This is a genomic window from Sphingomonas sp. BLCC-B65, assembly GCF_028550675.1.
Classification (GTDB): domain Bacteria; phylum Actinomycetota; class Actinomycetes; order Actinomycetales; family Microbacteriaceae; genus Microbacterium.
The window spans coordinates 114,071-126,298 of sequence record NZ_JAQQGL010000002.1 but is presented as its reverse complement, the minus strand read 5'-3'; the positions used below and the strand labels follow the sequence as shown (position 1 = coordinate 126,298).

General features: G+C 72.5%; 11 protein-coding genes. 8 read left to right on the top strand and 3 right to left on the bottom strand.

Translation table 11 applies throughout. The annotated features are described in order from the left end of the window. Nucleotides 1–13: 13 nt before the first annotated feature. The 3 genes from PP359_RS13945 to PP359_RS13935 are packed head-to-tail and all read right to left on the bottom strand — an operon-like array spanning nucleotide 14 to nucleotide 3,601. A complete protein-coding gene (locus tag PP359_RS13945; protein ID WP_499250872.1) occupies nucleotides 14–1,300 on the bottom strand; it encodes an MFS transporter in 1,287 nt (428 codons plus the stop codon). Between the two features lie 49 nt (nucleotides 1,301–1,349). Beyond that, on the bottom strand, nucleotides 1,350–2,306 hold the full coding sequence (locus PP359_RS13940) for a LacI family DNA-binding transcriptional regulator (protein ID WP_135949711.1): 957 nt from the start codon (nucleotides 2,304–2,306) through the stop codon (nucleotides 1,350–1,352). Beyond that, complete coding sequence (locus PP359_RS13935) at nucleotides 2,303–3,601, bottom strand: glutamyl-tRNA reductase (RefSeq protein ID WP_347417412.1); 1,299 nt, start codon at nucleotides 3,599–3,601, stop codon at nucleotides 2,303–2,305. Before PP359_RS13935 ends, PP359_RS13940 begins: the two co-directional genes overlap by 4 nt. 12 nt (nucleotides 3,602–3,613) lie before the next feature. Here PP359_RS13935 and hemE point away from each other — a divergent pair, with 12 nt between their 5' ends. The 8 genes from hemE to hemL are packed head-to-tail and all read left to right on the top strand — an operon-like array spanning nucleotide 3,614 to nucleotide 12,199. Continuing rightward, a complete protein-coding gene (hemE, locus tag PP359_RS13930) occupies nucleotides 3,614–4,825 on the top strand; it encodes a uroporphyrinogen decarboxylase (protein WP_499250871.1) in 1,212 nt (403 codons plus the stop codon). After that, on the top strand, nucleotides 4,822–6,225 hold the full coding sequence (locus tag PP359_RS13925; protein WP_499250870.1) for a protoporphyrinogen/coproporphyrinogen oxidase: 1,404 nt from the start codon (nucleotides 4,822–4,824) through the stop codon (nucleotides 6,223–6,225). Before hemE ends, PP359_RS13925 begins: the two co-directional genes overlap by 4 nt. 9 nt (nucleotides 6,226–6,234) lie before the next feature. Next, nucleotides 6,235–6,921 carry a hydrogen peroxide-dependent heme synthase gene (gene hemQ / locus PP359_RS13920; RefSeq protein ID WP_112931128.1) on the top strand — a complete coding sequence of 229 codons (687 nt, stop codon included), beginning with the start codon at nucleotides 6,235–6,237 and terminating at the stop codon, nucleotides 6,919–6,921. Further along, entirely contained in the window at nucleotides 6,921–8,153 is a 1,233-nt protein-coding gene (locus PP359_RS13915) for a ferrochelatase (RefSeq protein ID WP_112931129.1), read from the top strand. The genes hemQ and PP359_RS13915 overlap by 1 nt, the downstream gene beginning before the upstream one ends. After that, on the top strand, nucleotides 8,150–9,121 hold the full coding sequence (gene hemC, locus PP359_RS13910) for a hydroxymethylbilane synthase (RefSeq protein ID WP_112931130.1): 972 nt from the start codon (nucleotides 8,150–8,152) through the stop codon (nucleotides 9,119–9,121). Before PP359_RS13915 ends, hemC begins: the two co-directional genes overlap by 4 nt. Beyond that, entirely contained in the window at nucleotides 9,118–9,900 is a 783-nt protein-coding gene (locus PP359_RS13905) for a uroporphyrinogen-III synthase (protein WP_112931131.1), read from the top strand. Before hemC ends, PP359_RS13905 begins: the two co-directional genes overlap by 4 nt. Further along, nucleotides 9,897–10,892, top strand: a complete 996-nt coding sequence (gene hemB, locus PP359_RS13900; RefSeq protein WP_499250869.1) for a porphobilinogen synthase — start codon at nucleotides 9,897–9,899, stop codon at nucleotides 10,890–10,892. Before PP359_RS13905 ends, hemB begins: the two co-directional genes overlap by 4 nt. Beyond that, a complete protein-coding gene (hemL, locus tag PP359_RS13895; protein ID WP_135949712.1) occupies nucleotides 10,889–12,199 on the top strand; it encodes a glutamate-1-semialdehyde 2,1-aminomutase in 1,311 nt (436 codons plus the stop codon). Before hemB ends, hemL begins: the two co-directional genes overlap by 4 nt. Nucleotides 12,200–12,228 lie beyond the last annotated feature (29 nt).

Sequence of the window (12,228 nt, the reverse complement as noted above, 5' to 3'; positions counted from 1 at the left end):
CGAGTGTGCGCCGTCACCGCGGGTCGTCGGAACCGCCGTCCGTCTCCTCCAGCGCCGGTTTCGCCGCGGCGATCGATGAGATCGAGCGCCAGACGAGGAGGAGCGTCAACGCCGATCCGCCGAACGCGAACCACCAGGGCGCCGTGAGGCCCCAGGTCTGAGCGATCACGCCGCCGAGCGCCTGACCGATCACGAGTCCGGCGAAGACGCCGACCATGTTCACCGACGCGATGCGGCCCTGCAGCGCCAACGGCACGAGGCGCTGGCGGACGGTGGTCGAGATCGTGGCCCACACGAACGCGTACACGCCGAAGCCGAACATGATCACGAACGCGATCGCGGGCACCGTCGTCAGCGCGAAGGCGAGGTGCATGACCACTTCGAGCGTCAGACACACCCGCATGAGCGTCGCGAACGAGACGCGCCTCTCGAGCGCGCCGAAGATCCCGACACCGACGAGCCCACCCAGAGCCGATGCCGTCGTCAGCGCTCCGTAGCCGACCGGACCCATGCCGAGATGGTCGGTGGCGTACAGCACGAGAATGCCCCAGGGTGCCGCCCACGTGATGTTGAAGACCAGGATGATCATGACCAGCGTGCGCACGGGCGGGTTCGCCCGCAGCCACCGCAGACCCTCGCGGATCGGCTGCGCCGGCCGCTCGGCATCCGCCGCGTCGCGATCCGGGATCGGCGTGCGGGTGATGCGTGCGATGAGCACGATGGCCAGTGTCACGCAGATGATCTGGGTGACGAACGGCCAGAACGATCCCACCGCGAACAGGAACGCGCCCAGCGGCGGACCGGCGAGCTGGTTCGCGACCAGATAGCCGGCCTGAAGTCTGGCATTGCCGAGACCGAGGTCCGCGGGACGCACGAGCATGGGCAGCAGCGTGCTGCCAGCCGTGTCGGCGAACACCTCCGCCGTTCCGTACAGGAACGCGGCGACCAACACGATCCACACGCTCACGGCGCCGGTCACGAGGAACACGACCAGGCCCACGACGACGAGGGCGCGCAGGGCGTTCGCGACGATGACGAGCCGGCGGCGGTCGTGATGGTCGGCCACAGACCCCGCGAACAGGCCGAAGAGCAGCCATGGCAGGTACTGCATCATGGCACCGCCGGCTACGAGGATCGGCGAACTCGTGAGCGAGGCGATGAGCAACGGGGATGCCGACAGGGCGATCCCGTCGCCGAGGTTGCTCGTCCAGGACGAGCTCAGCAACCAGCGGAAGTCACGCCCGAGGCGGCGGGGAGCGATGATCTCGCCGACGGAACGGGGACGGTCGGCGACGGGCACCACGCCATCGTAGGCGGCGCGGGGCGGGCAGGGGGCGGGGCGGGTGGACTCAGCGGGTGGTCGAGCCGCGTACCAGCTCGTAGGGCAGCTCGATCGCGCGCGGGGGATCGCCGGCGTCGAGCGCGGCGAACATCACCTCGGGGGCTTTCTCCGGATGCAGGCACAGGTGCGTGATCCCCAGGCGCGCGTTCATGTCGCACTCGATCGTGCACAGCACCAGCAGTTGCAGATCCCGGGGCATGACGACGTCGATCTGCTCGAGATGCAGGTAGATCTCCGGCCCTTCCTCGCAGTAGGCGAACACGGCGTCGGCGTCGGCCTCGAGTAGTTCGTGCAGCGCGGGTACGAGCCGCCGGCGCCCGGCATCGACCCGCGCCACGAGCGGGGTGCGGCCGTTGACGGCGCTCCAAGCGAGGTAGGCGCTTTCGCCGAGCTGATCTCGCGGCACCTCGCTCTCGTCGACGAGGAAGCCGATGCGCTGTGCGCCGGTCTCGGCCAGGTGGGCGAGACCCGCGCGAACGGCCGCCGCGTAGCCGGTGCGGATCGTGAGGACCCCGCCCGGGACGGTGAGGTCGTTCGCCGCGACGGGAATGCCGGCGGCCACCGCATCGCGCAGGATCGTGCGGTCATCGGCGGGATCGGGAAAGTACAGCGCGTCGATCTGCGCCCCCGCCAGCAGGTCGGGACGGCTGTCGGGAAGCACCGTCACGGTGAATCCGCGCGTCGCGCCGGCCTCCACGAGCGCGTCGAGCTGACGCGCGCGCTGCAGTGCGCGCCGACCGTCCTGCAGCGAGTTTGCCGCCATCACGAAGCCGATCGACATCGTGCGGCCGCTACGGAGCGCGCTCGCGTGCTTGTTGGGCGCGTAGCCCAGTTCCGCCGCCACTGCTTTGATGCGCTCGCGCGTCTCCGCGCTGAGGTTGCCGCGACCGTTCAGGGCTTGGCTGATCGCCGCCGTCGACACCCCCGCCCGCGCGGCGACGTCGCGGAGCGTGACGCGCGTCATCCGCGGTCGCCGTCCTCGGCGTCGTCGCCCGTGGACACGGCCGCGGGTGCGGCGACCGCGGCGGGCGGAAAGACGGTGTCCACCGCACTCGTCCACTGCGAACCCGAACCTGCGGCGGCGAGGGAATGTCCCTGCGAGATCAGGTCGTGCAGCAGCGCGCCGGAGAAGTGGCGCAGGGCGGCCTCCGTCTCGGCTCCCGCGCCGCGGGAGCGCGCGCGTTCGATCTCGCGGTCGAGCACGGCGTGCACATGCGCGCGCATCTGAACGACCGCGGGGGCCACCTCGTGCACGCGGCGTGCCATCGCATGACGCTGCGCGGCGGTCTGCACGATGAGGCGGGCCTCGCCGATGGTCGCGAACTCGTCGATCGGCGCGTGGACGCGGATGGTGTCGAGGTCGAGCAGTTCGATGTCGGGGAGCGAGCGCAGCCCCGGATCCACGTTGCGCGGCATCCCGAGGTCGATGATCAGCTGCGGCGTCGACACCGCAGCACGGGCCGCACCGTGGCTCTCGAGATCGAGGGCGAAGGTATCGGTGGTCGTCGTACAGGTGACGATCACGTCGGCGCGGGCCGCCTCGGCGGCGAATGCATCGGCGGTCACCGTCGTCAGGTGCTCGCGCTTCGCGAAGCGATCGCGTCCCGATCGCGAGTGCACGCGGATGTCGACGGCGCCGACGTCGCGCAGGGCCGCGAGGGATGCCGCGGCGTAGCGCCCCGTGCCGACGAGGAGCACGCGCGCCTGCTCCCACGAGGCGACGCGCGAGCCGGCGAGCTCGACCGCCAGACGAACGAGGGAGCGCCCCGACTCGCCGAGCTTGGTCGAGTTCTTCACCGCCCGAGAGGTCTCGGTGGCGCGCTGGAACAGGTGTTCGAGGGGAGCGGTGGTCACACCCTCCCGACGCGCCGCGTCGAGGGCGCGGCGCACCTGTCCCGCGATCTCATCCTCACCGACGGCCACCGAGTCCAGACCGGACGCGACCGAGAACAGGTGCTGCGCCACATGGTTGCCGTGCGCGAACTCGACCGTCTCGCGGACGTCGCGGAAGGGCAGTGCCGACAGTTCTGCGAGGCGCTCCATCGCGGCATCCATCGCCGGCAGGGGCGAGGCGTCGTCGGGACTGTCGGCCAGATCGAAATAGGCCTCGAAGCGATTGCAGGTGGCCAGGACCACGGCTCCGCGAATGCTCTCGTGCGCCGCCGTCAGGTCGGTTGCGACGGTGTCGCCGACCACCGACAGCCGCTCCAGCGCTTCGAGAGGCGTGGTGCGCTGATGGGCGGAGAGGCAGACGAGCACGCGGGTCCAGTCGTGAGTCGAACGGAAGGGAACGAGGTTAGTATAACGATTAACGCCCACTCGAGTCCGTCCCACGGGAGCATCATCATCGCCTCTGCCACCGCCGCCGCACATCCCCTGACCGCGCACGGCACCTCGACCTCTCGCCTGGTCGGCGCCCTCCGCGGCGATCGTCCGGAGATCACCCCCGTCTGGTTCATGCGGCAGGCCGGGCGCTCGCTTCCCGAGTACCGGGCGCTGCGTGCCACCGGGACGATGCTCGACGCCTGTCTGAGCCCGGAGCTGGCGAGCGAGATCACGATGCAGCCGGTGCGCCGGCACGGAGTGGATGCCGCGGTGTTCTTCAGCGACATCATCGTTCCGCTCCACCTCGTCGGGGTGGAGGTCGAGATCGCCGCCGGCCGCGGCCCGGTCTTCCGCAACCCCGTGCGCACCGCCGCCGAGATCGCCGCGCTCGTGCGGATCGATCCGGCACTCGTGGAGGAGCGCGGCGAGGCGGTCGTCGAGGCCGTCCAGCGCACGGTCGCCATGCTGGCGGAGGAGGGCGAGCAGCGCGGCGAGCCGCTGCCGCTCATCGGTTTCGCCGGCGCCCCGTTCACCCTCGCCGCCTATCTCGTGGAAGGCGGCCCGTCGAAAGACCACCTCGGCGCCCGCAGTCTCATCCACTCCGACCCCGCGGCCTGGGCGGACCTCACGGCCTGGCTCGCGGAGGTGACCGGGCGCTTCCTCGCCCTGCAGGTGCGTGCCGGCGCGAGCGCCGCGCAGCTGTTCGACTCGTGGGCCGGAGCGCTCGCTCCCGCCGACTACCGGCGCGCCGTGCTGCCGGCATCCGCGGCCGCCCTGGAGCCCGTTCGCGCGCTGCGCGGCGAAGGTCTCGATGTGCCCCTGATCCACTTCGGCGTCGGCACCGGCGAGATCCTCGCCGACATGGCTTCGATCGGCGTCGATGCGATCGGCGTCGACTATCGCGTCGACCTCGATGACGCCGTGACCCGCATCGGCCGCGATCTCACGGTGCAGGGCAACCTCGATCCCGCGCTGCTGTTCGCCCCCGAGGATGTGCGTCGCCGGGCGGCCCACGCCGCCCTCGCCTCGGGGCTGGCGGCGCGAGCACATGTCTTCAACCTCGGCCACGGTGTGCCGATGAACACCGACCCCACCGTGCTCACCGATCTGGTGCGCACCGTTCACGACTGGCGCGCACCCGCGGAGTCCGCGCGGTGACCACCTCTCGCACGAGCGCGCCGGCAGCCGCGACCGGCGCCGATGTCGTCGTCGTCGGCGCCGGCATGGGCGGGCTCGTCGTGGCACACGAGCTGGCGCGTGCCGGACGTGACGTGGTCGTGGTCGACGCGGCGGAGGAGGTGGGCGGGCTGCTGCGCCGCGGCACGCTCGCGGGGGTCGACATCGATCTCGGCGCGGAGTCGTTCGCGACACGCACCGATGCCGTGGCGACGCTCGTCGCGGATGCCGGACTCGATCTCGCACTGGTCGCGCCCCGCCCCCAGGGGGCCTGGCTCGCCGTCGCGACGGATGACGGCGTGCGGCGGGCTCGCCTGCCGCGGCGGACCGTGCTCGGCATCCCGGCCGACCCGGAGGCCGACGACGTCGTCGCGATCATCGGCCCCGACGGCGCCGCCCGTGCGCGCGACGAGCGACGCGTGCCCGTCGCCGCCGACGCGGAGCCGTCGCTGTACGACCTGGTCGCCGAACGTCTCGGTGTCCGCGTCGCCGATCGGCTCGTCGACACGCTCTGCCGGAGCGTCTACTCGCGACCCGCCGCCGAGGCCCGCTTGTCGCAGCTGCACCCCGGTCTGTGGCGCGAGTTCGTCGCGCGCGGATCGCTTCTCGAGGCTGCAGACGCGATCGCGACCGGTCAGCGTGCCGGCGCTGCCGTCGGCGGCATCGCTGGGGGCATGTGGCGCCTTCCGACGGCGCTCGCTGAGGCCGCGGCGTCGCGTGGCGCTCAGATCCGCACGGGTGTCGCGGTGCATGCCGTGCGCGCCGACGCCGACGCGCTCGTGGTCGAGACGGCGAGCGGGTCACTCTCTGCGCGTCACGTCGTGATCGCGACGGGTCCGGCGGAGGCGGCGCGCCTGCTGGCGGGTGCGGGCGTTTCGACGCGCTCCTCGGCGGCGGTCCGCCTCGTCGCGGCGGCCATCGCCCACCCCGCCCTCGCCGCCGAACCCGTCGGCTCGGGCGTGATCGTAGACGCCGCGCTGCCGACGGCGGCCAAGGCCCTCACGCACATCACCGCCAAGTGGGACTGGGCGCGCGCCGCGACGCCCGACGGCATCCACCTCGTGCGCCTCTCCGCTCGCGACGCCGCCGCCGGTACGCTCGCCACGGCCGACGAGGTCGCGCGCGAGGTGTCGATCCTCACCGGCGTCGAGGTGGCCGCGGCCGACGTCGTCGACCTGGTCGTGCAGGAGTGGACGGATGCCGTCGTCGGCGCCGCCGCGCCCGACGACCTGCCCGCGGGCATCCACCTGGCCGGGGCCGCCGTGGCCGGCACGGGCCTCGCCTCCGTCATTCCGCACGCCCGCGATCTCGCCGCACGTCTCGACAGCGCGCTCGCGGCATCCCCGCCGTCGTCTTTCCTGTACACCCACCCGGTTTCCTAGGAGCACCGTATGACCGAACAGATCCCGCTCGGATACACCCTCTTCGCCGTCCTGGCCGGACCCCGTCCTCGGGTGGCCCCCGACGCGGCGGCGGTCGCCGAGCTGTCCGCCGCCGTCGACGCGGTCACGGCCGGCGGTGTCAGCGTTCGCGGCCTCTACGACGTCACCGGCATGCGCGGCGAGGCGGATCTCATGATCTGGCTGCACACGACGCCGGGCGCGGTCGATGACCCTGCCGTGCTCCAGAAGGCACTGCGCACCCTGCGGCGCACCGGCATGCTGCAGGCGTACACGGCCGTCTGGACAGCGATGGGCGTGCACCGTGAGGCCGAGTTCAACAAGCGTCACGTCCCCGGGTACCTTCGCGGCGAGAGCGCCCGCGGCTGGCTGTGCCTGTACCCGTTCGTGCGCAGCTACGAGTGGTACCTGCTGCCCGAGGAGGAGCGCGCCGGCATGCTCGCCGAGCACGGCCGCAAGGGCGCCCGCTACACGGAGGTCGTCGCCAACACCGTCTCGACCTTCGGACTCAGCGACTACGAATGGCTCCTGCCGCTGGAGAGCGACGACCCGATCCACCTCGTCGACATGATGCGCGACCTGCGCGCGACCGATGCGCGCCGTCACGTGCGCGAAGAGGTGCCCTTCTACACGGGCCGCCGGCTCGAGCTCGACGAGCTGGCGGAGGTGCTGAGCTGATGGCCGAGAACATCGCTCCCCGCTCCGGCGAGTTCCGTCCCAAGCCTCCGCGCGCGAGCGCCGCTCCGGTGTGCGGCGAGGGGTGCCGCGTGCCGGCCGCCACGGCGGCGACCTGCGCCGGCGATCCGCACGTGAGCGCCCCCGTGGCGTATGACGGTGTGCTGCTGCTGGGGTTCGGCGGACCCGAGGGTCAGGACGACGTGATCCCGTTCCTGCGCAACGTCACGGCGGGCCGCGGCATCCCCGACGAGCGCCTCGAAGAGGTCGCCCATCACTACCGTCACTTCGGCGGGGTGTCGCCGATCAACCAGCACAACCGTGAGCTGAAGGCGGCGCTGGATGCCGAGCTCGCGGCGCGCGGCCTGGAGCTGCCGGTGTACTGGGGCAACCGCAACTGGATGCCGTACGTCGCCGACGCCCTGCAGGACGCCCATGACGCCGGCCACCGGCGCCTGCTCGCGATCGCGACCAGCGCGTACAGCTCGTACTCGTCGTGCCGCCAGTACCGCGAAGATCTCGCCGACGCCGTCGAGGCCACCGGCCTCAGCGGTGCCGTCGAGATCGACAAGGTGCGCCAGTTCTTCGACCACCCGGGCTTCGTGACCCCCTTCGCGGAGGGCGTCGCCGAGGGACTCGAGGCCCTCCATGCCCAGGGCTTCGCCGACGACGAGATCGAGATCCTCTTCTCTACCCACTCGATCCCGAACAGCGACGCCGACCGTTCCGGCCCGCCCGAGCGCGGATTCGGCGCCGGCGGCGCCTACGTCGCGCAGCACACGGCCGTCGCCGAGACGATCATGTCGCGGCTGGGCTCGTCGTGCGCCTGGCAGCTCGTCTTCCAGAGCCGTTCGGGTCCGCCGCAGGTGCCGTGGCTCGAGCCCGACATCAACGACGCGATGGCCGAGCTGCCCGCCCGTGGTCGCAAGGCCGTGCTCATCGTGCCGCTCGGCTTCGTCAGCGACCACATGGAGGTGCTCTGGGACCTCGACACGGAGGCGATGGAGACGGCCGACGAGCTCGGTCTCACGGCAATCCGCACCCCGACTCCGGGGACGCACCCGGCGTATGTCATGGGACTGGTCGACCTCATGGTCGAGCGGCTGAACGGCACCGCCGCGGCCGACCGCCCGCACGAGACGGACCTCGGACCCTGGTACGACGTCTGCCGTCCCGGATGCTGCGAGAACAAGCGACTCGGCTTCCAGCCGGCACTCGCGGGGATCGCGCCGTGACGGTGACCGACGCCGCCGCACCCGCGCCGCTGCGACTCGGAACCCGAGCGAGTCTGCTGGCCACCACGCAGTCCGGCCACGTCGCCGACGCCCTGCGGGCGGCGACCGGCCGCGAGGTGGAGCTGGTGCCGATCACGACGGCGGGCGACGTGCTCACCGGACCCCTCGCGCAGCTGGGTGGTACCGGCGTGTTCGTCGCGGCGCTGCGTGAGGCGTTGCTGCGCGACGAGTGCGACCTCGTGGTGCACTCGATGAAGGACCTTCCCACGGCCGACGTCGCCGGCCTCGCGATCGGTGCCGTTCCGCCGCGGGCCCCTGTGGCGGATGTGCTGTGCGCGCGCGGAGGCCTCACGCTCGAGGCGCTGCCGCACGGCGCCGTGGTCGGCAGCGGATCACCCCGGCGGGTCGCCCAGCTGCTGCGGCGCCGGCCCGATCTGCAGGTGCGCGGCATCCGCGGCAACGTCGACACTCGACTGCGCAAGGTCGACGAGGGGGAGTACGACGCCATCGTGCTGGCCGAGGCGGGGCTGACCCGGATCGGACGCACCGACCGGATCACCGACCGCTTCGACGCCGACGGCTGGCCCACCTCCGCCGGCCAAGGCGCGCTCGCGGTCGAGGTGCGCACGGATTCCCCGGTCGCCGCGCAGATCGCCGCGATCACGGATACGGATGCCGAAATCACCGCGCTGTGGGAGCGTGCCGTGCTGCGGATGCTGGAGGCCGGATGTGCCGCGCCGGTGGGCATCTCCGCGCGGCGCGCGCACGACGCCGTCACGCTGGTCGCCGAGGTGTACGCCCTCGACGGTGCGCGAACCGTCCGCGTCGGGCACTCCGCGGACCGTGCCGACCTCACGACGGCGGACGGACGCGACGCGGCCGCGGCCGTCGTCGTCGCCGCCTTGATGGAGGCCGGGGCCGCCGATCTCGCCGACCTCGGTCCACGCCCCGAGGGGGAGCCCCGGTGACGGCCCTCGCCGGCGCCCGCGTCCTCGTACCGCGCGGCGGCGCATGGGGCGAGCGCGTGGCCGGCGAGCTCTCGCGTCGTGGCGCCCACCCCGTGATCGCGCCGCTCATCCGCACCGCCCCGCCGCGCGACACCACCGCGCGCGACGCCGCCTTCCGGCGGCTTGCCGACGGCGATTACGAGTGGCTGTTCGTCACGAGCGCCGCCAGCGTCGAGCAGATCGCCGTCTTCCTGTCGGCGAGCGAACGCACGTTGCCGACGTCGCTGCGAATCGCGGCGGTCGGCCAGGCCACCGCGCGCGCCGTCGCCGATCTGGGCGCGAACGTCGACTTCGTGCCGCTGGGCCGCTCATCGGCGCAGACCATGATCGCGCAGTGGTGCGCAGCGCACAGCGCGAGCTCGACCGGGCGCTGCCTCGTGGTGCGCTCCGACCTTGCCGGCGCCGTCGTCAGCGACGAGCTGGAGCTGCGCGGCTTCGCCGTCGACGTCTGTATCGGCTACCGCACGGTGGGAATCGATCTCGCCCCCGACGTGGCGGCCGATCTCGCTGCCGGACGCGTCGCCGTCGTGCTGCTGACCTCACTGAGCGTCGGGCGCGAACTGCGCCGCCAGGTCGGGGTGCTGCCGGCATCCACCCTCGTCGCCTCGATCGGTCCGGGAACGACCCGCGACGCCGAGCGCCTCGGCTTCGTCGTCGGCCACACCGCCCGCACACAGAGCATCGACGCCCTCATCGCCGAGCTCGACACCCTTCCCCGACTCCAGGAGGTCATCCGATGACCGCGTTTCCCGTCCGTCGCCTGCGTCGTCTGCGCCGCAGTGCCGCCCTGCGACGCCTCGTCGCCGAAACCGACCTGAGTCCGCGCCGGCTCGTCCTTCCGGTGTTCGTGAAAGAGGGCATCTCCGAGGCGCAGCCGATTGCGAGCATGCCGGGGGTGCAGCAGTACCCGCTCGCGCAGCTCGCGGCCGTCCTCGACGAGGCGGCCGAGGCCGGCATCGGCGGCATCATGCTCTTCGGTGTGCCCGCCGTCCGCGACGCCGTCGGCAGCGGTGCGACCGATCCCGACGGCATCCTCAACCGTGCGATCGCCGTGGCCGCCGCGGCGGCGAAGGGGCGTCTGACGGTGCAGGCGGACCTCTGCCTCGACGAGTTCACCGACCACGGCCACTGCGGTGTGCTGGCCGCCGACGGATCGGTCGACAACGACGCGACTCTCGAGGTGTACGCGCGGATGGCGCTTGCCCAGGCAGAAGCCGGCGCCGACGTCCTCGGACTGTCGGGCATGATGGACGGCCAGGTCGCCGCCTGCCGTGCGGCTCTGGATGCCGCGGGCCGCAGCGACGTCGTGATCCTCGCGTACTCCGCCAAGTACGCCTCCGCGTTCTACGGTCCGTTCCGCGACGCCGTCGAGTCGACCCTCACCGGCGACCGTCGCACCTACCAGCTCGATGCCGCCAACGGTCGCGAAGGGGTGCAGGAGGCTCTCGCCGACATCGACGAGGGCGCCGACATCGTCATGGTCAAACCCGCCGGTCCGTACCTCGACGTGCTCGCCGAGGTCGCGGCGGTGTCGTCCGTCCCGGTCTGGGCCTACCAGGTGTCCGGCGAGTACGCGATGATCGAGCACGCTGCCGCGGCCGGGGTCATCGACCGTGAGCGTGCGATCGGGGAGAGCATCCTCGGCATCCGCCGCGCCGGCGCCGAGGCGATTCTGACGTACTGGGCGATCGAGGTCGCCGGCTGGCTCCGAGAGGGACGGGCACTCGCATGACCGACACCAACGACGCCCTGTTCACCCGCGCCCGCGCGGTCATCCCCGGTGGCGTGGACTCGCCCGTGCGCGCCTACGGCTCGGTCGGTGGGACGCCCCGCTTCCTCGTCGAGGCCGCGGGGGCGTATGTGACGGATGCCGAGGGCCGCCGCTACGTCGACCTCGTCGCCAGCTGGGGGCCGGCGCTGCTCGGTCACGCTCATCCCGAGGTCGTCGCCGCCGTCCAGGCCGCCGCCGCGCGCGGACTCTCGTTCGGGGCGCCGACGCCGGCCGAGGCGGAGCTCGTCGAGGAAATCGTGCGACGGGTGCCGGCCGTGCAGAAGGCGCGACTGGTCTCCACCGGCACCGAGGCGACGATGACCGCCATCAGACTGGCGCGCGGCGCGACCGGACGGGACCTTCTCATCAAGTTCGCCGGTCACTACCACGGTCACTCCGACGGGCTGCTCGCCGCCGCCGGGTCGGGGCTGGCGACCTTCGCACTGCCGGGCTCTGCCGGTGTGCCGGAGGCCGTCGCGGCGCAGACGCTCGTCGTGCCGTACAACGACCGTGCCGCGCTGGAGGAGGTCTTCGCCGCGCATTCCGGTCGGATCGCCGCCGTGATCACCGAGGCTGCGGCCGCGAACATGGGGGTGGTCGCGCCGGCACCCGGATTCTCGACGTTCGTCGGTGATGTCTGCCGACGCGAGGGCGCCCTGCTGATCAGCGACGAGGTGCTCACCGGCTTCCGCGCCGCATCGGGCGGCTACGCCCAGGTGCTCGCAGACGCGGGGGAGGAGGTCGTACCCGACCTGGTGACCTTCGGAAAGGTCATCGGCGGTGGACTGCCGGTCGCCGCGGTCGGCGGCCGCGCCGACGTCATGGACATGCTCGCCCCGCTGGGGCCGGTGTACCAGGCCGGCACGCTGAGCGGAAACCCCGTCGCGGTCGCCGCGGGCCTGGCGACGCTCCGTCTGGCCGATGCCTCCGCGTACGCCCGGCTGGCAGCGGCGGCCGACGCGGTCGCCGACGCGGCGACGGCGGCGCTGACTGCGGCCGGGGTGCCCCACGTGCTGCAGCGGGCGGGAACCCTGTTCAGTGTCTTCTTCGGCGCCGAGGTCGTCGGCGGGGTGCCGGACTACGCGACGGCGCAGCAGCAGGACACCGCCGCCTACGGCCGGTTCTTCCACGCGATGCTGGATGCCGGCGTCTCTCTGCCGCCGTCGGCGTTCGAGGCGTGGTTCCTCACCGCCGCGCACGACGATGCCGCGGTGGCGCAGATCGTCGACGCCCTGCCCGCGGCCGCCCGCGCCGCGGCGTCCGCCTGATCGCGTCACGTCTCGACGTCGCCGTCCGA